23 protein-coding genes are annotated in these 22,267 nt (G+C 68.7%); 10 read left to right on the forward strand and 13 right to left on the reverse strand.

Features of this window, described 5'->3' with window-relative positions:
* Nucleotides 1-104 precede the first annotated feature (104 nt).
* Nucleotides 105-1,532 carry an FAD-binding oxidoreductase gene (locus ACCC97_RS08495; protein WP_413332300.1) on the reverse strand — a complete coding sequence of 476 codons (1,428 nt, stop codon included), beginning with the start codon at nt 1,530-1,532 and terminating at the stop codon, nt 105-107.
* Nucleotides 1,529-1,945, reverse strand: a complete 417-nt coding sequence (locus ACCC97_RS08500; protein ID WP_007835040.1) for a DUF2069 domain-containing protein — start codon at nt 1,943-1,945, stop codon at nt 1,529-1,531. Before ACCC97_RS08500 ends, ACCC97_RS08495 begins: the two co-directional genes overlap by 4 nt.
* Before the next feature lie 109 nt (nt 1,946-2,054).
* Here ACCC97_RS08500 and ACCC97_RS08505 point away from each other — a divergent pair, with 109 nt between their 5' ends.
* On the forward strand, nt 2,055-3,266 hold the full coding sequence (locus ACCC97_RS08505) for a YihY family inner membrane protein (RefSeq protein WP_413332302.1): 1,212 nt from the start codon (nt 2,055-2,057) through the stop codon (nt 3,264-3,266).
* Between the two features lie 58 nt (nt 3,267-3,324).
* Here the strand turns inward: ACCC97_RS08505 and ACCC97_RS08510 are convergent, their stop codons facing one another.
* Nucleotides 3,325-3,666, reverse strand: coding sequence for an Mpo1-like protein (locus ACCC97_RS08510; RefSeq protein ID WP_042673646.1), 342 nt, complete (start codon nt 3,664-3,666; stop codon nt 3,325-3,327).
* A gap of 123 nt (nt 3,667-3,789) precedes the next feature.
* On the opposite strand from ACCC97_RS08510, the gene ACCC97_RS08515 reads away from it, so the two are divergent.
* Nucleotides 3,790-4,173: a thioredoxin family protein gene (locus ACCC97_RS08515; protein WP_413332304.1), complete on the forward strand. Its 384-nt coding sequence runs from the start codon at nt 3,790-3,792 to the stop codon at nt 4,171-4,173.
* A 12-nt stretch (nt 4,174-4,185) separates the two neighbouring features.
* Nucleotides 4,186-4,848, forward strand: coding sequence for an NmrA family NAD(P)-binding protein (locus tag ACCC97_RS08520; RefSeq protein ID WP_413332307.1), 663 nt, complete (start codon nt 4,186-4,188; stop codon nt 4,846-4,848).
* A 9-nt stretch (nt 4,849-4,857) separates the two neighbouring features.
* On the opposite strand, the gene ACCC97_RS08525 is transcribed toward ACCC97_RS08520, so the two are convergent.
* On the reverse strand, nt 4,858-5,796 hold the full coding sequence (locus tag ACCC97_RS08525; RefSeq protein WP_413332309.1) for a LysR family transcriptional regulator: 939 nt from the start codon (nt 5,794-5,796) through the stop codon (nt 4,858-4,860).
* Nucleotides 5,797-5,912: 116 nt separating this feature from the next.
* On the opposite strand from ACCC97_RS08525, the gene ACCC97_RS08530 reads away from it, so the two are divergent.
* Both ACCC97_RS08530 and ACCC97_RS08535 read left to right on the forward strand, forming a co-directional pair.
* Nucleotides 5,913-7,340, forward strand: coding sequence for a M20 family metallopeptidase (locus ACCC97_RS08530; protein ID WP_413332311.1), 1,428 nt, complete (start codon nt 5,913-5,915; stop codon nt 7,338-7,340).
* A gap of 8 nt (nt 7,341-7,348) precedes the next feature.
* Complete coding sequence (locus ACCC97_RS08535; RefSeq protein WP_413332312.1) at nt 7,349-8,338, forward strand: Bug family tripartite tricarboxylate transporter substrate binding protein; 990 nt, start codon at nt 7,349-7,351, stop codon at nt 8,336-8,338.
* Between the two features lie 17 nt (nt 8,339-8,355).
* Here the strand turns inward: ACCC97_RS08535 and ACCC97_RS08540 are convergent, their stop codons facing one another.
* Both ACCC97_RS08540 and ACCC97_RS08545 read right to left on the reverse strand, forming a co-directional pair.
* Nucleotides 8,356-9,162 carry an alpha/beta fold hydrolase gene (locus tag ACCC97_RS08540; RefSeq protein ID WP_413332314.1) on the reverse strand — a complete coding sequence of 269 codons (807 nt, stop codon included), beginning with the start codon at nt 9,160-9,162 and terminating at the stop codon, nt 8,356-8,358.
* A gap of 1 nt (nt 9,163) precedes the next feature.
* Nucleotides 9,164-10,474, reverse strand: a complete 1,311-nt coding sequence (locus ACCC97_RS08545) for an O-acetylhomoserine aminocarboxypropyltransferase (RefSeq protein WP_413332316.1) — start codon at nt 10,472-10,474, stop codon at nt 9,164-9,166.
* Nucleotides 10,475-10,627: 153 nt separating this feature from the next.
* On the opposite strand from ACCC97_RS08545, the gene ACCC97_RS08550 reads away from it, so the two are divergent.
* Nucleotides 10,628-11,080, forward strand: a complete 453-nt coding sequence (locus ACCC97_RS08550) for a CBS domain-containing protein (protein WP_007835053.1) — start codon at nt 10,628-10,630, stop codon at nt 11,078-11,080.
* Between the two features lie 27 nt (nt 11,081-11,107).
* Here the strand turns inward: ACCC97_RS08550 and ACCC97_RS08555 are convergent, their stop codons facing one another.
* Genes ACCC97_RS08555 through ACCC97_RS08565 form a run of 3 tightly spaced genes read right to left on the reverse strand, consistent with a single transcriptional unit; the run spans nt 11,108 to nt 14,281 of the window.
* A complete protein-coding gene (locus ACCC97_RS08555; protein WP_413332318.1) occupies nt 11,108-12,196 on the reverse strand; it encodes a nucleoside hydrolase in 1,089 nt (362 codons plus the stop codon).
* Between the two features lie 7 nt (nt 12,197-12,203).
* Nucleotides 12,204-13,181: a Bug family tripartite tricarboxylate transporter substrate binding protein gene (locus tag ACCC97_RS08560; protein WP_007835057.1), complete on the reverse strand. Its 978-nt coding sequence runs from the start codon at nt 13,179-13,181 to the stop codon at nt 12,204-12,206.
* Nucleotides 13,182-13,189: 8 nt separating this feature from the next.
* Nucleotides 13,190-14,281 (reverse strand): adenosine deaminase family protein, encoded by a 1,092-nt coding sequence (locus ACCC97_RS08565; RefSeq protein ID WP_413314486.1) that lies wholly within the window; start codon nt 14,279-14,281, stop codon nt 13,190-13,192.
* An 86-nt stretch (nt 14,282-14,367) separates the two neighbouring features.
* Between ACCC97_RS08565 and ACCC97_RS08570 the strand changes: the two genes are divergently transcribed.
* On the forward strand, nt 14,368-15,333 hold the full coding sequence (locus ACCC97_RS08570) for a LysR family transcriptional regulator (RefSeq protein WP_413332320.1): 966 nt from the start codon (nt 14,368-14,370) through the stop codon (nt 15,331-15,333).
* A 5-nt stretch (nt 15,334-15,338) separates the two neighbouring features.
* Here the strand turns inward: ACCC97_RS08570 and ACCC97_RS08575 are convergent, their stop codons facing one another.
* Nucleotides 15,339-16,556, reverse strand: a complete 1,218-nt coding sequence (locus tag ACCC97_RS08575) for a polyhydroxyalkanoate depolymerase (protein WP_413332322.1) — start codon at nt 16,554-16,556, stop codon at nt 15,339-15,341.
* A gap of 94 nt (nt 16,557-16,650) precedes the next feature.
* Here ACCC97_RS08575 and ACCC97_RS08580 point away from each other — a divergent pair, with 94 nt between their 5' ends.
* A complete protein-coding gene (locus ACCC97_RS08580) occupies nt 16,651-17,307 on the forward strand; it encodes a glutathione S-transferase (protein WP_007835071.1) in 657 nt (218 codons plus the stop codon).
* A gap of 21 nt (nt 17,308-17,328) precedes the next feature.
* Here ACCC97_RS08580 and ACCC97_RS08585 read toward each other — a convergent pair whose 3' ends face one another.
* Nucleotides 17,329-18,156, reverse strand: coding sequence for a helix-turn-helix domain-containing protein (locus ACCC97_RS08585; RefSeq protein ID WP_413332324.1), 828 nt, complete (start codon nt 18,154-18,156; stop codon nt 17,329-17,331).
* Nucleotides 18,157-18,267: 111 nt separating this feature from the next.
* Between ACCC97_RS08585 and ACCC97_RS08590 the strand changes: the two genes are divergently transcribed.
* Together ACCC97_RS08590 and ACCC97_RS08595 are read left to right on the forward strand one after the other, a co-directional pair.
* The gene (locus ACCC97_RS08590) at nt 18,268-19,254 is read left to right on the forward strand and encodes a tripartite tricarboxylate transporter substrate binding protein (RefSeq protein WP_007835077.1); all 987 of its coding nucleotides are present in this window, start codon (nt 18,268-18,270) and stop codon (nt 19,252-19,254) included.
* A 20-nt stretch (nt 19,255-19,274) separates the two neighbouring features.
* Nucleotides 19,275-20,591, forward strand: coding sequence for an aromatic ring-hydroxylating dioxygenase subunit alpha (locus ACCC97_RS08595; RefSeq protein ID WP_007835079.1), 1,317 nt, complete (start codon nt 19,275-19,277; stop codon nt 20,589-20,591).
* Here ACCC97_RS08595 and ACCC97_RS08600 read toward each other — a convergent pair whose 3' ends face one another.
* Nucleotides 20,592-20,939, reverse strand: coding sequence for a DOPA 4,5-dioxygenase family protein (locus ACCC97_RS08600; RefSeq protein WP_007835080.1), 348 nt, complete (start codon nt 20,937-20,939; stop codon nt 20,592-20,594). It abuts the gene before it with no gap.
* A 261-nt stretch (nt 20,940-21,200) separates the two neighbouring features.
* The gene (locus ACCC97_RS08605) at nt 21,201-22,265 is read right to left on the reverse strand and encodes an SRPBCC domain-containing protein (protein ID WP_413332327.1); all 1,065 of its coding nucleotides are present in this window, start codon (nt 22,263-22,265) and stop codon (nt 21,201-21,203) included.
* Nucleotides 22,266-22,267: the final 2 nt, after the last annotated feature.

Genomic DNA, 22,267 nt, shown 5'->3' on the forward strand with positions numbered 1-22,267 from the left:
AACTGGCGATGCCGGTGCTGCGCTTCGGTGATCCCGGGGGAGGGAGTTAATAAGAATTATTCTTATTGAGTGTATCACCGAGTTGCCGGCTCCGGCCTCGCGAACTAGACCCGGATCACCCGCCCCGGGTTCAGGATGTTCTTGGGATCGAGCCCGCGCTTGATCGCCCGCATCATCTCCAGCGCCACCGGCGACTTGTACTTTTCCAGCTTGTCGACCTTGAGCGAGCCCACGCCATGCTCGGCCGAGAACGAGCCGCCGAACTTCTCGACCGCGTCGTACACCAGCGTGTTGATGCGCTCTTCCTCGTTCTTCAGGAAGGCCTTGGTGTCGATGTTCTCCGGCGCCTGCACGTTGTAGTGCAGGTTGCCGTCGCCCAGGTGGCCGAAGTTCACCAGCCGCACGCCGGCGATCTCGCGCGCCAGCAGCGCATCGGTCTCTGCCACGAACGCGGGGATGCGTGACACGGGAATGGAAATGTCGTGCTTGATGTTCAGGCCTTCCTCGGCCTGTGCGAGCGGAATGCTCTCGCGGATGTGCCAGAGCTGGTGCGCTTGCGTGAGGTTCTCGGCCACTACCGCGTCGGTCACGCAGCCGTCTTCGAACGCGGTTTCGAGCAGCGCTTCGAAGCGGGCGCGTGCGTGGTCCTCGGATTCGCTGTCGGAGTTTTCCAGCAGCACGCAGTACGGCACGGCATCGTCCTTGATGAACGGCACGCGCAGCTGCGGCATGTGCTTGTCGACCAGGCTCAGCGCAAACTTGCCCATCACCTCGAAGCCCGTGAGGCCCGGGCCCAGGTGCTTGTGCGCGAGGCCCAGCAAGGTGACCGCGTGGTCGAGCGAGGGCACCGCGGCCCAGGCCGTGAGCTGCGCGGCAGGCAGCGGGTAGAGCTTCATGGTCGCGGCGGTGATGATGCCGAGCGTGCCTTCGCTGCCGATGAAGAGGTCGCGAAGGTCGTAGCCGGTGTTGTCCTTGCGCAGGCCGCTGGTGCCTTCCCAGATCTCGCCCTGCGGCGTGACCACTTCGAGGCCCAGGCACAGCTCGCGCGTGTTGCCGTAGCGAACCACCTGCGTGCCGCCTGCATTGGTCGCGAGGTTGCCGCCGATGGTGCAGCTGCCTTCGGCCGCCAGGCTCAGCGGGAACAGGTAGCCCTGCTTTTCGGCGGTTTCCTGCAGCGTCTGCAGGATGCAGCCGGCTTCGACGGTCATCGTAAGGTTGGCCGCGTCGATCGCGCGGATCGTGTTTAGCCGCTGCAGGCTCAGCACCACCTGCGTGCCGCTCTCGTCCGGAATGGAGCCGACCGCGAGGCCGGTGTTGCCGCCCTGTGGAATGACCGCCGTGCCGGCCGCGGCGCAGGCCTTCACCACGTCGGCCACCTGCTGTGCATTGGCCGGCCGCACCACGGCCAGCGACTTGCCGCGCGCGCGCTTGCGCCAGTCCTGCTCGTAGGCGGTGAGGTCGCCCTCGTTCAACACGTGGGGTGCGCCGACGATGGCGCGCAGTTGCTCGATCAGGGGCGTGGCAGTGGTCATTGGGCGGAGGTCTCCAGTGGACGGGCAGCAGCGGCTTTGGCGTGGCGCAAGCGCAGCCGCACATGCCAGGCGCAGGCCGCGAAGAGCACGAGGCACAGCAGCACCTCGACCAGCGCGAGCACTTGCCCCACGCCGTTGATGTCGCTCCAGGCGCGCACCACGCCCTCGGTGAAATAGAGCCAGACCATCAGGCTGACCCAGCGGTAGGTGTACATGCGGTTCTTCCACAGGCCTGCGAGCGGAATGACGAGCGGCAGCACCTTCAGTGCCAGCAGCGAGCCGCCTGGGCGCAGCGGCGCCAGCCACAGCTCCCATGCGAGGCCCAGCACGATGAGGCCGACGAGGCTGCCCACGGCGGCCCAGCGGGTGGCGCGAACGGAGGAGGGCGGGAGCGGCGGCGGTTTGGCGTTCATGAGCGGGATACCGCGGAACCGGCTTTGCCGGGCCGCTGGTATCGCCCCCGGTGAGGGGGTTGGCGCAGCGACACGAAGTGCGCGGAGACTGGGGGAGAGTTCAACTCCTATGATAGCCGCCATGAATCGCAGGCAACTCTGGAGGGATCTTTCGCGCTTTCCGTGGGGCAACACCGCAGCGGTGCTGGGCGAGCGTTTTCGCGAAGACCGGCTCGGCCTCACGGCCAGCAGCCTGACCTTCACGACCACCATCGCGATGGTGCCGTTCTTCACGGTGGCGCTGGCGCTGTTCACCGTCTTCCCGATGTTCGCGAAGATGCAGGGCCGGCTGCAGCGCTGGCTCATCGAGAGCCTGATTCCCGACAACATCGCGCGGCAGGTGCTGGGCTACCTGAACCAGTTCTCGAGCAAGGCCGGCGGCCTGGGCATCGCGGGCCTGGTCGTGCTGCTGATCACCGCCATCGCGCTGATCCTCACGATCGACAAGACACTCAACAACATCTGGCGCGTGCGCTCGCCGCGGCCGTTCGCGCAGCGGGTGCTCATCTACTGGGCGGCCATCACGCTGGGGCCGATCATCCTCGCAGTGAGCCTGTCGACCACCTCGTACGTGGTCTCGGCCACCAGCGGCGTGGTGGGGCGCGGTATGGTCAAGCTGTTCTTCGACACCTTCGAATTCATGCTACTGGCGGTCGGCATGGCCTCGCTGTACCACTACGTGCCCAACACCAACGTGCGCTGGTCGCATGCATGGGCCGGCGGCATCTTCGTGGCGGCCGCCATCGAGATCGCCAAGCGCGTGCTGGGCTACTACCTGAGCCTCGTGCCCACTTATTCGGTGCTGTACGGGGCCTTCGCCACGGTGCCGATCCTGCTCGTGTGGATCTACGTGGCCTGGGTGATCGTGCTGCTCGGGGCGGTCATCGCGGCCTACCTGCCGAGCCTGCTGACCGGCGTGGCGCGGCGCGGCGGCGCCGCGGGCTGGCCGCTGCAACTGGCCATGGAAACGCTGCAGCACCTGGCCCGCGCGCAGGCCGTGCCGGCCAAGGGCATGGGCGCGAGCGAACTGGTCACGCGCATGCGCGTCGATGCGCTGCAACTGGCGCCGGTGCTCGAAACACTGGTGGCGCTCGACTGGATCGCGCCGCTCGCCGAAGAGCCCGCCGACGAAGACCCGCGCTACGTGCTGCTCGCGGACCCCTCGACGCCGGTCGAGCCGCTGCTGAAGGAACTGCTGATGCCGCAGGCCGAGCCGCTCGAAGACCTCTGGCAGAAAGGTCCGCTGCGCTCCCTGAGGCTGGGGGACGTGCTGTTGATCTAGTGGCGTTCCGGATTGATCCGGGAACACCGTGGAACCGGCTTTGCTCCCTGCAAGGGGGTTAGATAATTTTTACCCGCCCCAGCCAGATGTCCCGGTACATGGCCCAGTCGCCCATGAACGAATAGAGCGGCCGCTTGAACGAGGCCGGCTTGTTCTTCTCGAACCCGAAGTGCCCGACCCAGGCGAAGCCATAGCCCGCCACGAGCCCGGCCAGCAGCCACAGCGGGTTGAGCGTGACCACCAGCGCCACCAGGCACAGCAGCGACAAGGTCGAGCCCGCGAAATGCAGGCGCCGGCAGGTGAGGTTGGCGTGCTCGCTCAGGTAGAAGGGATAGAACTCCGCAAAGCTCTTGAATTGGCGCGGATCGACGGCAGATCCGGTGGCAGCCGAGGTGTTCATCATGCGACTCTCCTGTGCCCCCGAACCCCGGCGAGTCCCGTGGGCGAGAGCTTTGTCCATAATAGCCACGACCTCCCGGCCGTACCACCCCGGCCTTCCGATCACACCACCGACGCATCAGCCTTGAGCGCCCTTCCAAGCAACCCCGAATCCGCCGAGCCGGCCAGCGATGCGCCGTGGGTCGTGTGCCTGTGCGCCGAATGGTGCGGCACCTGCCGCGACTATCGGCCGCTGCTCGGACAGGTGGCGCGCGCGCATCCGCAGTTCCGCTTTGCGTGGGTCGACATCGAGGATCACGCCGACATCGCCGATGCCTTCGACGTCGAGACCTTCCCGACCCTGCTGGTCGCGGGTGCCGACGGCACGCGCTTTCTCGGCCCGCTGCTGCCGCATGCCGAGACGCTGTCGCGCATGCTCTCCGCGCTGCAGCCGCCGAAGCCCTCGAGCCTCGACGTCGACCTGCTGCTCGCCGTGCTCAACAAGAAGCCGGCCGTCTTCGCGGTCTGACCGGAGCCTGCCATGAAGATCCTGATTTTTGGCGCCACCGGCATGGTGGGGCAGGGCGTGCTGCGCGAGTGCCTGCTCGCGGCGGACGTGGAAAGCGTCGTCGCAGTCGGCCGCAACCCCACGGGGCAGCAAAACCCGAAGCTGCGCGACCTGGTCCACAAGGACATGTACGACTACGGCGACATCGAGCCGCAGCTGCAGGGCTTCGATGCCTGCTTCTTCTGCCTCGGCGTGTCGTCGGTCGGCATGAAGGAGCCCGAGTACAAGCGCATCACCTACGACCTGACGCTGGCGGCAGCCACCGTGCTCGCGCGGCTCAACCCGGGCATGACCTTCACCTACGTGACGGGCGCGGGCACCGACAGCAGCGAGCGCGGCAGCAGCATGTGGGCGCGCGTGAAGGGCGCGACCGAGAACGCGCTGCTGCGCCTGCCGTTCAAGGCGGCCTACATGTTCCGCCCCGGCATGATCCAGCCGATGCATGGCGTGCGCTCCAAGACGCCGCTCTACGATGCCGCCATCTTCGTGCTCAAGCCCGTGCTCGGGCTGGCCTATCGCCTGTGGCCGAACCGGGTGACGACCACCGAGAAGGTCGGCCGCGCGATGCTGGCCGTGGCGCGCAACGGCGCACCGAAGGTGCTGCTCGACCCGGCGGACATCAACGCGCTCGGTTGAGCTTCTTCTTCAGGCGGCGGCCCGCGCGCGGCCGAGCTTGCGCCGGCCCGCGCTGGTGATCGCGCCTACCAGGTGCTCGACGAAGTCCTGCGCCAGCGTCGGCAGCGTGCGGCCTTCGAGCGCCAGCACCTGCAATTGCCGCTGCTGCAGCGGCGCTTCCGCGAAGGGCCGGGCTACCACGGTGCCCGCGTCGATCAGGTGCATCACCGTGAGATGGCCCGAAAGCATCACGTCGGGCGTGCGCAGCAGGGGCAGCAGCACCGAGGAAAAATTGCTCACGAAGATCGCGTGGTACTGCAGCCCCTGCAGGCTGCAGGCCTGGTCGAACAGCTGGCGTGCGGTCACGCCCTTGTCGCCCACGGCCAGCGGGTAGCGCACCGCGTCGGCCACCGACACCACGCGCTGCCGCGCGAGCGGATGGTCGGGCCGCAGCACGGCATACACGGGCGCGGTGGCCGAGTGCTCGATCTTCAGGCCCGGCTCCGGGGCGACTACGTATTTGAGCGCGATGTCGGTCTCGCCGCGCGCCAGCAGCGCGCTCACGCCGTCGGGCGAGCCCACGTGCAGCTCGAGCTGGCAGCCCGGGTGCGCCGACTCGAAGCTGCGCATCACCAGCGGCATGAAGTGCCCCGCGAAGCCTTCGGTGCAGGCCATGCGGATGCGCCGCGCGCCTTGCCCGCCCAGGTCGCGCACCTGTTCGACGACCTGCTCGATGTCGAGCTGCGCATTGCGCAGATGCGCCGCCAGCCGCTCGCCGGCGGCGGTCAGTGCCATGCCGCGCGCATGCCGCTCGAACAGCGGTGTGCCCAGGCTGTCTTCGAGCTTGGTGATCTGCCGGCTCACCGCCGACGATGCAACGAAAAGCCGCGCTGCGGCCTGATTGACCGAGCCGCTGCGCGCCACTTCGAGGAAGTGGCGCATCGGGATGCTGAGAAGCGGGAGCGTCATGGCGGCGTGTGGAGTATTGCCTTCAAGGCAATGGTAGCTTGCCAAAACGATGCTGGAAGCATTGGCCCGCAGGCCTTGTACTTGCTGCACCCGATGGACAGACAAGGAACCCCTTCATGCAACGCACAGACAGCCTGGCCGCTGCCGCCGCCTACTTCGACGCGGGCGGCTTCTTCGCCGACCTCCAGCGCCGCGTCGCCTTCCGCACCGAAAGCGACACCGGCGCCGCCACGCCCGCGCTGGAGGCCTACCTGCGCGAGGAACTGGTGCCGCCGCTTGCGGCGCTGGGCTTCGCCTGCGAGGTGATCGCCAATCCGGTGCCCGGCGGCGGGCCCTTCCTCATCGCGCGCCGTATCGAGGCCCCGGCCCTGCCCACGGTGATGACCTACGGCCACGGCGATGTGGTCAGCGGGCAGGACGCGCAGTGGGAGGAAGGCCTGGCGCCGTGGGCGCTCACGGTGCGCGGCGAGCGCTGGTACGGGCGCGGCACGGCCGACAACAAGGGCCAGCACAGCATCAACCTCGGTGGCCTGGCTGCAGCGCTGGAGGCCCGCGGCGGCCGCCTGGGCTACAACGTGATCTGGCTGGTCGAGATGGGCGAGGAGGCCGCTTCGCCCGGCCTGCATGCGGTGTGCGAGCAGCAGCGCGACAAGCTGCGCGCCGACCTGTTCATCGCCAGCGACGGCCCGCGCGTGAGCGCGACGCGGCCGACGCTCTTCCTCGGTTCGCGGGGCGCGGTCAACTTCAGCCTGCGGCTGCGCGCCCGGCCGCGCGGCTACCACTCGGGCAACTGGGGCGGCGTGCTGGTCAATCCCGGCACGGTCATCAGCCATGCGGTGGCCTCGCTGGTGGATGCGCGCGGCCGCATTCTGGTCGAGGCGCTGCGCCCGCCGCCCGTGACGCAGGCGGTGCGCGACGCGCTGGCCAGCATCGCCATCGGTGGCGGCGCGGACGATCCCGAGGTCGACGAGGGCTGGGGCGAACCCGGCCTGAGCCCGGCGGAGCGGCTGGTGGCCTGGAACACCATCGAGGTGCTGGCGCTCGGCGCGGGTTCGCCGCAGCGGCCCGTCAACGCGATTCCCTCCGAGGCCGTGGCGCACTGCCAGCTGCGCTTCGTGGTCGGCACGCCGTGGCAGGACCTGCAGAAGATCGTTCGCGCGCACCTCGATGCGCACGGCTTCGGCCAGGTCGAGGTGGAGGTCACGCTGACCGGCGCGGCGACGCGGCTCGACGTGGAGAACCCCTGGGTGGGTTGGGCGCGCAAGTCGATCGAGGAAAGCAGCGGCCGGCGGCTCGACCTGCTGCCCAACCTCGCCGGCTCGCTGCCCAACGACGTCTTCGCCGACCTGCTGGGGCTGCCGACGCTGTGGGTGCCGCATTCGTACCCGGCCTGCGCGCAGCACGCGCCCAACGAGCACCTGCTCGCGCCGCTGGCGCGCGAGGGCCTGCAGATCATGGCCGGCCTGTACTGGGACCTGGGCGAGCCGGGCCTCGCGCCATGGGCCGCCGGCCGGCTTGCGCAATCCGCTTCCACTCTCTCCTGACACGCACCATGGACAACGCCATCTCCCGTCGCCGCTTCGGCCTGCTGCTCTCCGCTTCCGCCTTGCTGGGCACGCATTCGCCCGTCTTCGCCCAGGGGGCCTGGCCCGAACGCCCGATCAGGCTGGTCGTGCCCTTCCCGCCGGGCGGCGGCACCGACCTGGTCGCACGCGCCATGGGGCAGACGCTGTCGGAGCAGCTCGGCCAGCCCGTCGTGATCGACAACAAGCCCGGCGCCTCCACCATCATCGGCACCGATGCGGTCGCCAAGGCCGCGCCCGACGGCTACACGCTGCTGCTGTCGGGCTCGACCAGCTTCAGCGTGAACCCGGCCCTGCGCGCCAAGCTGCCCTATGACACGGTGCGCGACCTGGCGCCCATCGCCATCGTGGCGCGCACGCCGCTGGTGCTGGTGGTGGGCAAGGGCCAGCCCTGGCAATCGCTGCCCGAACTCATCGCGGCGGCCAAGGCCAAGCCGAAGAGCATCCGCTACGCCACCTTCGGCTCGGGCTCGGGGCCGCACCTGTCGGGCGAGCTGTTCGCGCTGGCCGCGGGCATCCAGCTGCAGGACATCCCGTACAAGGGTAGCAGCCAGAGTTCGCTGGCGGTGATCGGCGGCGAGGTCGAGATCGCAATCGATACCGTGGCCGCCGTGGCGCCGCACGTGCGCGCGGGCAAGCTGCGCGCGCTGGGCATCGTGGGCGCGACGCGCTCCAGCATGCTGCCCGAGGTGCGCACGCTGGCCGAGCAGGGCCTGCCCGAAGCCACCTTCGACGCCTGGTACGGCTTTGCCGCCCCGGCGCGCACGCCGGCGCCGATGATCGACAAGCTCGCTCGCACGGTGGTCGCGACCATGGGCCACCCGGCGCTGCAGGCGCAGCTGCGCGCGCAGGGCATGGAGCCGGTGGCCATCGGCGCGGCCGCATTCCGCGCGCAGATGGAAGGCGAGATCTCGCGCTACCGCGCGCTCGCCCACCGGGCGGGCATCGCGGCGGAATAAGCGCTCGCGCCCGGCGCTCAGGCGCTCAGGAAGTCGCGCAGCGCGAACAGCACCGCGTCGGGCGCCTCGCTCATCAGCGAGTGGCCCGCGTGCACCGTCACCACCTTCGCGTTGCGCGCCTTGCCCACCAGCGCCTTGGTGGCGCGCGGCGGCGTCATCTGGTCGGCGTCCCCGAGCAGGAACAGCACCGGGCACTGCACTTTCTCGATGGCGGCCTCGCCGTTCGCGTAGTCGTTGCAGGCCTTGAAGCCGATGTGGAACACGTTGGCTTCGCGGTTGCTCGCGAGCACGCGGCGCATCAGCGCGCGCGAGCTGCCGTAGAGCCAGGTGCCCGGGCCGAGCGAGGAGGGCGGCGGCGCCAGCAGCGAGTGCGAGAAGGTGTTGACCATGGCGATGGCGCGCTGCGGGTCGCTCACCGAGCTTTCGAGCAGCGCGGGCGACACCACCATCGGGTAGGCCGTGCCCACCATCGCGAGTTGCGTGATGCGCTCCGGCGCGCGCGAGGCCGCCTCCAGCGCGATCAGCGAGCCGAAACTGTGGCCGACGAGCGCGGCCTTCTGCACGCCGGCCGTATCGAGCAGCGCGATCACGAACTGCGCCGCCTCTTCCACGCTGGCCGGCGGCGGGCCTTCGCTCTTGCAGTGGCCGGGCAGGTCGACCGCGAGCACGTTCCAGCCGTGGTTGGCGAACCAGCGGCTCTGCAGGATCCACACGCTGTGGTCGTTCAGCACGCCGTGGATGAAGACGACGGTGGGCCTGGCCGCATCGAAGGGCTTGCCGCCGGTGTAGCAGTACGCGGTGTGGCCGTTGACGGTGTAGTTCATGTCAGGCACCCGCCTTTTCCGCGGCCTTCAGGGCGCGCTTCAGGTCGTCGATCAGGTCGGCGGGGTCTTCCAGGCCGATCGACAGGCGGATCGTGCCCTGCGAGATGCCCGCACCGGCCAGCGCCTCGTCGGTCATGCGGAAGTGCGTGGTGCTCGCGGGGTGGATCACCAGGCTGCGGCAGTCGCCCACGTTGGCCAGGTGGCTGAAGAGCTTCAGCGCTTCGATGAAGGCCTTGCCCTGCGCGCGGCTGCCCTTGATGTCGAAGCTGAACACCGCGCCCGCGCCGCGCGCGCCATGGCGAAGCAGCTTCTGCGCGAGCACGTGGCTCGGGTGCGATTCGATCAGCGGATGTCCCACGCGCGACACGAACGGGTGGCTCGCGAGGAACTCGACCACCTTCTGCGTGTTGTCGATGTGCCGCTCCATGCGCAGGGGCAGCGTCTCGATGCCCTGCAGGATCAGCCAGGCCGTGTGCGGGCTCATCGAGGCGCCGAAGTCGCGCAGGCCCTCGCGGCGGGCGCGCAGCAGGAAGGCGCCGACGGTGCTTTCCTCGCTGAACACCATGTTGTGGAAGCCGTCGTAGGCCTGGGTCAGCTCGGCGAATTTGCCAGACTTTTCCCAGTCGAAGCTGCCGCCGTCGACCACCACACCGCCGATGACGGTGCCGTGGCCCGAGAGGAACTTGGTGGCCGAGTGGTAGACCAGGTCGGCGCCCCAGTCGAAGGGCTTGATGAGGTAGGGCGAGGTGAGCGTGGAGTCGACCAGCAGCGGCACGCCGGCCTCGTGCGCGATGTCGGCCACGGCCGGGATGTCGAGCACGTCCAGCCCGGGGTTGCCCACCGTCTCGCCGAAGAAGAGCTTGGTCTCGGGCCGCACCGCGGCGCGCCAGCCGTCGAGGTCGCCGGGCTTCACGAAGGTGGTCTCGATGCCGAAGCGGCGCATCGTGTAGTGCAGCAGGTTCTGCGAGCCGCCGTACAGGGCCGTGCTGGCCACGATGTGCGAGCCGGCGCCCATCAGCGTGGCCACCGACAGGTGCAGTGCCGCCTGCCCGCTGGCGGTGGCGATGGCGCCGATGCCGCCCTCGAGCGCCGACACGCGCTGCTCGAGCACCGCGTTGGTCGGGTTGCTGATGCGCGAGTACACATGGCCCGCGCGCTCCAGGTTGAACAGGGCGGCCGCGTGGTCGCTCGACTCGAAGACGAAGGAAGTGGTCAGGTGGATCGGCACCGCCCGCGCGCCGGTCGTGGGGTCGGGCGCGGCGCCGGCGTGCAGCGCGAGGGTGTCGAAACCGGGGTCGGAATAACCGGGCATGAGGGCCTTTCTGTGGCTGAGCGTTGTCTCCTGGCAATGCCCCGTTACGTCTGCAATTCATGCGTCCGCGACATGGGCGCTCAGGTCGGCGTCGATTGTGGGCTATATTCAAATCGGCACGCCGCCGAGATAGAAGTCCGAGAGGAGCAAACGATGAAAGTCAGCGACATCCTTCGCGTCAAGGGCAATACGCTCTTCACCATCACGCCAGACGACCTGCTGGCAGAAGCCGCCAACACCATGGCGGAAAAGGACATCGGTTCGCTGGTGGTCATGGAGCATGGCGACCTGGTCGGCATGCTCACCTTTCGCGAAGTGATCGTTGCCGTCGTCAAGAACGGCGGCCAGATCGGCACCACGCTCGTGCGCAAGGCCATGGACGACGCGCCGGTCACCTGCACCCTGGAAACCGACCTCGACGAAATCCGCCGCATCATGCTGGAGCGCCACGCGCGCTACATGCCCGTGATGGACAAACGCATGCTGATGGGCGTGATCAGCTTCTACGACGTGGCCAAGGCCGTGGTGGACAGCCAGAACTTCGAGAACAAGATGCTCAAGGCCTACATCCGCGATTGGCCTGCGGAGGACGAGAAGGCCGGCTGACCGGCCGGCCCGCGCGGCGTCCCCCGTTCAGGGCAGCCGCGCGATCTCCGCGCGCAGCAGCGCGTGGAAGCCTTCGGCATCGGCCTCGCCGATCCACAGCGCATTGGGCGCGCGGCGGTTGTAGCCGCGAAAATCGACCACCGTCGCGCCGGTCGTGAACTCCCCCTTGGTCTCCACGTCCACGCTCACCTTGGCGCCCTTGAACAGCTCGGGCCGCAGCAGGTACGCGATCACGCAGGGGTCGTACACCGGCCCCACGGCCACGCCGCGCCGGCGCACGCCGTACGCCATCATCGAATCGAAGATGTCCGCCACCACCTTGCCGGCGTTGTTGCCCATGGCGCGAAAGGGCGCGATACGCTCGGGCGTCACCAGCACACGGCGGGCCGCGTCGTGCGACATGGCAGTCACCGGCACGCCGCTGCGGAACACGATCGAGGCCGCCTCCGGGTCTGCATACACGTTGAAGGTGGCGGCGGGCGTGATGTTGCCGCCCACGCCCCAGGAGCCGTCCATCACCACGATCTCTGCAATGGCGGGTTTGATGTCGGGCGCCGAGTTGAGCGCGGCCGCGAAGTTGGTGAGCGGCCCCAGGCCCACGAGCGTGATGCTCTTCGGCGGCGCGGCGCGCAGCGTCTCGACGATGTACTGCACCGCGTGGGTGGGCATCAGCGGGCCGTGCGGCTCGTGCAGCGTCGGGCCTTCCATGCCGGTCTTGCCATGCACGTCGTCGGCGAAGATGGGCTCGCGCACCAGCGGGCGCGGATAGCCGGCATAGACCGGGATGTCGGGCCGGGCGGCCCAGTCGCGCACGATGCGCGCGTTCTTCGCGGTCATGGCCAGCGGCAGGTTGCCCACGCTCACCGTCAGCGCCTTGATGTCGAGCCGGTCGGTGGCGGCCATGGCCATCAGCAGCGCGACGGCGTCGTCCTGGCCGGGGTCGGTGTCGATGATGACCTGGCGCTTGCCGCTCGCGGGCGGCAGTTGTGCGAGCGGCGTGCCGGCCAGCGCTTGCGCCAGCTCGGCGGGGCCGGGGCTCTGCGCGAAGGCCATGCCGGCAAGGCCGGCGGCGGACGCGCCGAGGAGCGCGCGGCGGGACAGCAGCGGCGAGGTCATGGTGCGCTCACTCCTTGATGTTGGCGGTTTGCACGATCTTCTGGTTGCGGGCGTACTCGGCCTGCACGAACTTCCCGAACGACTCGGCCGTGCTGTTGCCCGGCAGCGCGCCTTGCTCCAAGAGCTTGCTGCGCACGCCTTCTTCCTGCAGCACCGCGTTGAGCTCGCGGTTGATCTGCGCGACCACCGCCGGCGGCGTCTTCGCGGGCGCGAAGATGCCGGTCCAGCTCACCATGTCGAAGCCCTTGAGGCCGGGCATCTCGTCGAATGTGGGCACGTTGGGCAGCGCGGCCAGCCGCTTGCTGCCGGTGATGCCGAGCGCCTTCAGGCGCTTGCCGTTCACGTGCGGGATGGCGCTGGTGCTGACCAGCATCGCCAGGTCGACCTGATCGCCAATCACGTCGGTGGCGATCTGTGCGCCGCCGCGGTAGGGCACATGCGTGACGAAGATGCCGCTGCGTTCCTTCAGCAGCTCCATGGCGAGCTGCAGCACCGTGCCCACGCCCGAGGTCGCGTAGTTGTACTTGCCGGGCTTGGCCTTCGCGAGCTTCACGAAGTCGGAGAAAGTCTGGGCCTCCAGGCCGGGCCGCGCCACCAGCACCATCGGCGCGGTGTTGAGCAGGCCCACCGGCGCCAGGTCTTTCAGCGGATCGAAGCGGAAGGCCGAGGGGTTCACCAGCTTGCCGATGGCGATGGCGCTGTCGGGCCCTGCCACCAGCGTGTAGCCGTCGGGCGCCGCGTTCACGGCCTTGGCCACGCCGATGGCGCCACCCGCACCGGCCACGTTCTCCACCACCACCGACTGCTTGAGCCGCTCGCCGAGGCGCTGGGCCACGAGGCGCGCGTTCACGTCCACGCTGCCACCGGCCGTGAAGGGCACGATCAGCGTGATGGGCTTGGCCGAGGGCCACGCTTGCGCGAGGGCCACGGTGGGCAGGGCGGCGCAGAGCGCGGCGGCGAGTAGCAGGCGACGGGGCGTGTTCATGGCGTGGGTCATCCGTGGGAGGAGGGAGTGGGTTCTGTGTCGAGGCGGGCGCGCAGCGAATCGAATTCATCGCTCCACTGCGTGCGCCATGCGCGGCGCTGCGTGCCGTCGATCCACGCGCCGTCGAGGCCGTTGTGCATGAAGCAGCGCAGATCGTCCAGGCCGAAGCCGAAGTCGCGCACCATCATCAGCCAGGCCTGCGTGGGCGTGACCTTGTGCAGCGTCGGGTCGTCGGTGTTGGGGTGGATGCGCAGGCCCAGGCCGGGCATGCGGCGGATCGGATGGTCCAGCGCCCAGCGCTCGGGCGCCAGCGTGCGCAGGTAGTACGAGTTGGTGGGCACCACGGTGAAGATCACGCCGCGCTCGGCGCACCGGCGCGCGAAATCGGGCTGGTCGACCACCGTGTAGCCGTGGTCGATACGGTCGACCTGCAGCACGTCGAGCGCGGTGCGCACGTTGGTCCAGGGCATGCCGAACTCGCCCGCGTGCGCGGTGGTTTTGAGGCCGGCCTTCTTCGCATTGGCATAGGCCTGCGTGAAGAGCTCCGGCGGGCGGTCGACCTCGCGGTAGTCGATGCCGATGCCGATCACCTCCTCGCAGCGGTGCGCCTTGACCCATTCGACCATCTCCACGGCGGCCTCGGGGCTGGCTTCGCGGTCGATGGCTGCGATGAGGCGGCCGACGATGCCGAACTCCTGCTGCGCATCGTGGATGGCGCGAACGATGGCGCCTTGTGCGTGCGGATAGGCAATGCCCGAGCCGTGCACCGTGCCGGTCGGGTTCCAGAAGAACTCGGCGTAGCGCACGTTGTGGGCGGCCGCGTCCTGCAGGTATTCGAGCGTGAGCTGGTAGAGGTCGCCGGCGCTGCGCACCAGCTGGGCGTCGAGCGCGCGCAGCACGCGCAGCACGCCGACCGGTTTTTCGCCGCGCGTGTAGAAGCCCTCGATCTCGTCGGCCGCCAGCGGCGAGCCCGCGCGCTGGTTGAGCTGCTTGAAGGTTTCGTGGCGCACCGTGCCGAACAGGTGGCAATGCAGCTCGGCCTTGGGGATGGCGCGGAGCATCGATTCCAGCGTGAGCAGGGCAGGGGTGGGGCTGGTCATGCGGGCCAGTCTAGTAATGGAGGTCTCATAAGGAAAATTTTGAATTTCTATAATTTGATTCGCTGAATCAATAACCGGAAGTGCCCATGGCCGCCTTGCCCCTGCGTGCGCTCACGCTGCGCCAGCTGCAGTTCTTCTCGGTGCTGGTGGAAGAAGGTCAGTTCGGCCGCGCGGCCCGCAGGCTGGCCATCACGCAGCCGGCTTTGAGCAATGCCATCAAGCAGATGGAAAAGCTGCTCGGCGCCGAACTGCTGTCGCGTTCCACCCACCGGCTCGAACTCACGCCCGTGGGCGCCGAAGTGCTGGCGCGCACCGACTTTCTCGTCAACACCTTCGAGGTGGCGCTGCGCGACATCGAGAGCACAGTGCAGCGCGGCCGCGCCTTCGTGCGCATCGGCGTGATTCCCTCGGCCAGCGCGCGCGTGGCGGCGGCGGCCAGCGAATTCCTCAAGAGTGGCGGCGAGCGCGAGGTGGAACTGGCCTGGCGCGACGCGCCGTCGAACGCGCTGCTGGCCGAACTGCGCAGCGGCCAGATCGACATGGCGGTGGCCGCGATCACCGAGCCGCCGGGCGGCTTGACCTGCATCGACCTGTTCCGTGACCCGCTGGTGCTGGTGGTGCGGCGCGACCACGCACTGGTCGCGGCCGGCGGCGCGAACTGGGAGGCCATCGGCAGCGAGCGGCTGGTGCTGTTCGAGAGCGGCAGCATGCCGGCGCTGGGCAACCCGGCGCGCGCGCAGTTCGCGCAGGGTGCGCAGCCGTACCGGGTGAGCTATTCCGAGACGCTCTATGCGCTGGTGCGCAGCGGACAGGCGCTGGGGCTGATGCCGCGTCTGTACACCTCGTCGCTGCGCGACCCCGAACTGGCCGTGGTGCCGCTGCTGAAGCCGCGCATCGAGCGCCGCGTGGTGCTGGCCTACCTGCCGGGGCCGATGCGCAACGTGGTGGCGCAGGAACTCATTGCCTTCCTGCGCGAGCGCCTGCCGCAGGCCGGCGAGGCGACGGTGCGGCGCGTGAGCGGCAAGGGCGCGCGGGCGCGGCGCCAACCGTAGTCAATTCAGCCCAGCTCGGCCGCGGCGTGGATCGTCTCGCGCACGCGCGGATAGATCTGCGCGTTCCACTTGCTGCCGCTGAACACGCCGTAGTGCCCGACGCCGGCCTGCAGGTGGTGTGCCTTGAGGTAGGGCCGGATGCCCGTGCAGAGGTCTTGCGCCGCCACCGTCTGCCCCACGGAGCAGATGTCGTCACGCTCGCCTTCCACCGTGAGCAGCGCGGTGCGGCGGATGGCAGCCGGGTTCACGGTGCGCTCGCCGACGGTGAGCCTGCCCAGCGGCAGGTCGTAGGTCTGGAACACGCGCTCCACTGTCTCCAGGTAGAACTCGGCGGGCAGGTCGTTCACCGCCAGGTATTCGTCGTAGAAGGCGCCGATGGTGCGGGCCTTCTCGACGTCGCCTTCGACCAGGTGGCTGTACATGTCCTGGAACTGCTTCTTGTGCCGCTCGGGGTTCATGCTCATGAAGGCCGACAGCTGCAGGAAGCCCGGGTACACGCGCCGCATCATGCCGGCGTGCGGCCACGGCACATGGCTGATGAGGTTGCGCCTGAACCAGTCGATGGGCCGGTCGGTGGCGAGCTTGTTCACGGCGGTCGGGTTGATGCGGCAATCGACCGGGCCGGCCATCAGCGTCAGGCTGCGCGGCGTGGCGGGGTTGTCGTCCTCGGCCATCAGCGCGGTGGCGGCCAGCGCGGCCACGCAGGGCTGGCACACCGCCACCATGTGCACGCCCGGGCCCACGGCCTCCAGGAAGCCGATGAGCTGCAGCGTGTAGTCGTCCAGCCCGAAGCCGCCATGCCACAGCGGCACGTCGCGCGCGTTGTGCCAGTCGGTCAGGTACACGTCGTGGTCGCGCAGCAGGGTGCGCACCGTTTCGCGCAGCAGCGTGGCGAAATGGCCCGACAGTGGCGCGGCCAGCAGCACTGGCGGATGCACCGCATCGGTGTTCTTGCGGAAGTGCAGCAGGGTGCCGAAGGGCGAGACGAGGGTTTTCTCCTCGTGCACGGCCACCTCGGCGCCGTCGGAAACCACGCTGTGGATGCCGTAGTCGGGCCGGGTGTGGGTCAGCCGCATGCGCGAGAACACCTCGAATTGGGCCGCCATGCGCCGCAATATGGTGCGTTCGGTGCCGTCCTTCCACAGCGCCCTGGCCATGTATTGCGCCGCGAGCCGCGCCGGGGAGAGCAGGTCGGCTTGGTTCTGGTAGGCCCGGTACAGCATGGACTTCGCGCAGGCAAGTTGCGGGCCAGCCGCTTGGCATGCGGCTTGCACGCAGACTGGACGAAAGGGCGCCACGCCCAAGGAGAGCTTCGAGATGGCCAAACCCGTTCTCACCATCAGCAGCAAGAACTACGGCGCGTGGGCGCTGCGCGGCTGGCTGATGTGCAGGCTGGCCGGGCTGGAGTTCAGCGAGAAGGTCATCCCGCCCGACGACCCGGCCATGAAAGCCGAGATGCTGCTGCTGTCGTCCTCGATGCTGGTCCCCTCGCTGCAGCACGGCGGCGTGAAGGTGTGGGACACGCTGGCCATCGGCGAGTACCTCAACGAGATCAAGCCCAAGGCCGGCCTGTTGCCCGCCGACGTGGCGGCCCGCGCCCACTGCCGCGCCATCTGCGGCGAGATGCATTCGGGCTTCGCCTCGATGCGCGGCGCGCTGCCGATGAACATCAAGGCCCATTTCAAGAACTTCAAGGTGTGGTCGCGCGCGCAGGCCGACATTGACCGCATCGTTGCCATTTGGCGCGAGTGCCTCAAGGCCTACGGCGGCCCGTTCCTCTTCGGCAGCCAGCCGGGCATGGCCGACGCGATGTATGCGCCGGTGGTCACGCGTTTCCTGAGCTACGACGTGGCGCTGGACAGCGTGTGCGCGGCCTACTGCAAGCGGGTGATGGAACTGCCGGCCATGAAGGAATGGGTGGCTGCGGCGAAGCAGGAACCCGACGAGATCGACGAGCTGGATGCGGAGTTCTGAACTGCGGCCCTGCCTCGCACTTCATTCATTGGCGGGCGGCGGCTCGAAGCCGCCCTGCGCCAGCTTGCGCTCGATGTTCTGCGCGGCCTGCTGCATGTCGGCGAGGTGCGCGGACACGATCTCGCGCTCGCTTTTCACCGCCGGCAGCCACGCGCAGCTGAGACAGCCAACCACCCTGTCTTCGTGGCGCAGCGGCACCGACACCGCGCCGAAGCGGTCGGGCGAATCCATGCTGGTCGAGGTCGGGTCGCGCGCCACATAGCCCAGGTCGCGCGCGTGCGCCACCATGCGGCGGACGTTCTCGGGGCGCCGTGCGGCGCGGTCGAAGTCGTTCGGCGAGCGCGCCAGCGCGGCGAGGATCTCGCGCCGCTCGTCCTCGGGGCAGAACGACAGGTAGCAGCGGCCCAGCGACGACAGCAGCATCGGCGGCCGGAAGCCCAGCGCGCGGTAGTTGACCGCCAGGCCGTTGCGCGGCCGGTCGGTGTCGAGGATGAGCATGGCCGTGCCGTCGCGCACGCCCAGGTCGATGGGCCATGGCACCAGCCGCTGCAGCGTGGCGCGTGCAGGCGCAGCAAGCGCCGAAAGCCGCGTGCGCCATGCCGCCACGGGCCCCGACTGGCCGGTCGCCGACGCGGGCACGTAGCGCTTGTCGTGCTCGCTGCGCTCGACCCAGCCCGCCTGCTGCAGCGTCTTGAGGATGCGCAGCAGCGTGGCTTTCGACACGCCGGTCTGCCGGTGCAGCTCCTGCAGCGTGACGGCCGAGGAGCGCTGGATGGCCAGCATCACGTCGAGCCCGCGGCGCAGCGCGTCGATCGACTTCACACTCTGCGCGCCCATGGTGTCGGACATGCCGGCCTCCAGAAAAAAGGTTCACTGAGTGAAACTATATCTTCTGGCCGCGCGGCCTCGTTCCTACAGTGCGTTCGACCCCAACGTCGTCCCACCGAGAAGGAAAAGAGCATGTTGTTTCACCACCGAAACGCGGCCCATGCCGCTGCTGCAGCCGTTCTTTCGCTATGTGCCGCCACCGCGGCCATGGCGCAGGCATGGCCCACGAAGCCCATCACCATCGTCGTGGCCTATCCGGCGGGCGGCGACACCGACGCCATCGCGCGGACCTATGCCGAGAAGCTGTCGCAGCGCGTCGGCCAGCCGGTGCTTGTCGACAACCGGCCCGGCGCGAGCGGCATGATCGGCAACGTGTGGGTCGCCAAGGCGCAGGCCGACGGCTACACGCTGCTGTTCACGCCCAGTACCTTTCCGATCGCGCAGCATGTGCTGAAGACCGGTCCCGGCGTGGCGCATGACGTGGTGAAGGACTTCACGCCCATCGTGAAGACCGGCAACATCCCGTTGCTGCTGGTCACCGCGCCTGCGACCGGCATCCAGAGCGTGGCGCAGCTCGTGGCCGGCGCGAAGGCCGGCAAGGCCTTCACCTACGGCACGCCGGGCGCGGGCTCGCCGATGCACATCGCGGGCGAGCTGCTCAACAAGGACGCGGGCATTGCCGCGACGCATGCGCCATACCGCGGCGTAGCCCCCGTGGTCAACGACACGCTCGGCGGCCACGTCAGCGTGGGCTGGATCACGCCCGGTGCCGTGTCGGGCCACATCGCCGCCGGCAAGCTGATCCCGCTCGCGGTCGCCGAGCGCCAGCGCACGAAGCTGATGCCCAACGTGCCCACCTTCATCGAACTGGGCTACCGGGACGTGGACGTGAGCGCATGGATGGGCCTGCTCGGCCCGAAGGCCATGCCCGCCGATGTCGTGCAGGCGCTCAACCAGCACTTCAACGAAATCCTGAAGATGCCCGACGTGCAGGCCAAGATGGCCGCGCTCGGCATCGAGCCCGTCGGTGGCGCGCCCGCCGTGCTGGCGCGCCAGATCCTGGATGACGACCAGCGCTTCGGAAAGCTGGTGCGCGAGTTCGGCATCCGCGCCGATTGAAGGACGGGGAGACGACAAGCATGTTGAGCGAAGAAAAAAACCGCCTGCTGACCGAAGTGGGCCCCGGCAAGCCGATGGGCGACTACCTGCGCCGCTACTGGCACCCGATCGCCGGCGCCAGCGAGTTCGACGGCAAGGCCGTGAAGCCGCTGCGCATCCTCGGCGAAGACCTCGTGCTCTACAAGGACCTGAGCGGCAACTACGGACTGGTCGACCGCCGCTGCCCGCACCGCAATGCCGACATGTCCTACGGCTACGTCGAGAAATGCGGCCTGCGCTGCAGCTACCACGGCTGGCAATACGACCAGGGCGGCCAGTGCATTCACCAGCCCTTCGAGGAAACGCTGGACCCCGGTGCGCGCATGCGCAGGAACACAAAGATCAAGGCCTACCCGGTGCAGGAGAAGGCCGGCCTGCTCTGGGCCTACATGGGCCCGCTGCCCGCGCCGCTGCTGCCTGACTGGGAGCTGTTCAACTACAAGAACGGCTTCGCGCAGGCGGTGTTCGCGGAGATTCCGTGCAACTGGTTCCAGTGCCAGGAAAACTCCATCGACCCCGTGCACTTCGAGTGGACCCACAACAACTGGACCACGCGCCTGCAGGGCGAGGAAGGGCCGTACGTGCCCACGCATCTGAAGCTGGCCTTCGAGGAGTTCGAGCACGGTTTCGTCTACAAGCGCCTGCGCGGCGGCGAGCGCGAAGACAACGTGATGTGGACCACCGGCCGCGTCACGCTGTGGCCCAACGGCTTCTTCCTGGGCCATCACTTCGAATGGCGTGTGCCCATCGACGACCACCATACGCTCAGCGTGCTGTGGGTGCTGAGCCGCGTGCCGACCGAGCAGGAGCCCTATGTGCAGGAGCGCATCCCCTCGTGGTACGGGCCCATCAAGGACCCGGCCACCGGCCGCTGGATCACCAGCCACGTCGCCAACCAGGACTTCGTGGTGTGGGTGGGGCAGGGCACCGTCACCGACCGCACGCGCGAGAAGCTGGGCCAGAGCGACAAGGGCATCGTGATGATGCGCCGCCGCTTCTTCGAGGAGATCGAGGCGATGCAGGCCGATCCGGCGCACGAGCCCAAAGGGCTGATCCGCGACGCGGAGAAGAACCGCGATGTGTTCCTGCCCTCGGCCTGCCGCGACGAGATGCTGAGCGGCCTGCCGCGTGCCGAACTGGCCGCGCATCCGCTGCTGGGCCCGTACCTGAAGGACTTCTTCGGGCAGGCCGGCCAGCCCGACGACGTGCGCGCAGCCTACGAACAGGCCATCGGCCAGAAGGTCGAGGGCGCGACCTTCTTCAAGGTGCACGGTGCCGGCTCGGAAGAGAAGGCCTAGTCAGTGCCGGAACATCCGCAGGTCGAGTGCGCTTTCTTCGCCGAGCCACATGGCATGCGCCGTGTGGTCGGCAAGGTCGTCGCCGGTCACGCCGTGCACGAACACGTCGAGCCCGTCGCGGTTGGCTTCGAGCCAGCCGATGACCTGGTCGAACTCGGCGGCGTCGAAGGCGATCTGGCAGCTCCAGTGCGGATGCGGCCCCACCAGCCGCTCGTGCACGCGGCCGACCACCACCATCAGCTCGCGGCCCGCGCGCTCGCAAAGGGCCTTGGCCTGTGCGAGCGTGTCGGGCCCGAAATAGACGTGGGCGTGATACTGGGCGTAGAGGTTTTCTGGACGGCGCGGCATGGTGCGCTCATTGTGATCCCGTTCGCGGGCCGAGGTGAAAGCGCCCGCTGTATCGGAACACGTCGCCGAGCCAGCGGTGGCGCAGCAGCATCTTGATCGTGAAGCGGTCGGCATCGGCCGGGTCGGCCGTTCTTCGACGTAGGCGGTGCCGAGAAAGAGGCAGAGCGGCAGCGGAATGCGCAACCCCGCGATGCGCCAGACATAGCCCATGTCAGTCCCAGGCGGGGCCCAGCGCTTGCTGGAAGACGGGCTGCACCGTCGTCATCCGGCGGTGGGCGGCATTGCCGTGGCTTCGCTGCGCGCCTTGTAGAAGCGCAGGATGTTCTCCGAGGCGTCGTCCAGCAGCAGATGCATGACACGGTCGGCATACCAGTTGAAGCTGGTGCTCAGCCGCCACGACACCGCCACGCGCAGCTCGGTGCCGCCGTCGCGCGGTGTCAGCGTGTAGGTGGCGTCGCGCAGGTCGAAGTATTGGCCGCCGATCATCACGTGGTCGTCGAGCGCGCCGGCCGGGAAGGAATCGGGCGAGAAGCGGAAGCGCCACTTCAGCAGGCGGTTGGGCTCCCATCCGGTGATGACCTCTTCGAAATGCACGTTCTTCTGCCACTGCACCTGGCGCACGCGGCCCTCGGGCGTGTCGACCGTCACGCCCGACACCGGCATCGGCACGCCGATGCGGTAGGCCCATGCGTCGCCGACCTCGGCGGGGCGGATGTCGCTCGCGGCATTGAGCTCGTGCCACACCCGCTCGGCCGGCGCTGCGATGAAGAGCGCGCGCGAGGTGTTGGAGAAGCGGTCGGGGTTGGACAGTTGGGGCTCGATGGCGCCGAGCACCAGCGGCAGCATCGCGAAGCTGTAGACCGCCTGCTTCGGCCAGTTGGTAATGCGGCACACGATGCCCATCGCGAGCCCACCCACGCTGCCCATGGTGGCGAACAGCGGCACGATGACGATGGCGCAGATCAGGCCTTCGATGAACACCAGCAGCGTTCCGCCGACGAAGAGCGAGGTCGCCACCCACGGCGCCCAGATGTAGTAGCCCCAGCTGCGGCGCTCGATGCGCTCGGCCATGTACACCGTGACCGCGCCGCACACCGCGGGCACGAAGTAGACGAAGGAAGCCAGCATGGCCGAGTAGGGCTTGCCGGGGGCGCTGCTGAAAAAGAGGCGCAGCACGAGCGCGACCGCGGCGCCGATGGCCATGGGCCAGAACCAGCCGAAGGGCATGCCGTGAACCGGCTTGGGCTGTGCTTCCTCGCTCTTCGCGGGCTGTGGCTCGACGGGGGCCAGCCCGCCGAACCTGCTTTCCTCGGGATCGTTTTGCATGA

Origin of the sequence: Variovorax sp. Varisp85 (assembly GCF_047304045.1) — a bacterium.
In the GTDB taxonomy this organism is placed as follows: domain Bacteria; phylum Pseudomonadota; class Gammaproteobacteria; order Burkholderiales; family Burkholderiaceae_C; genus Variovorax.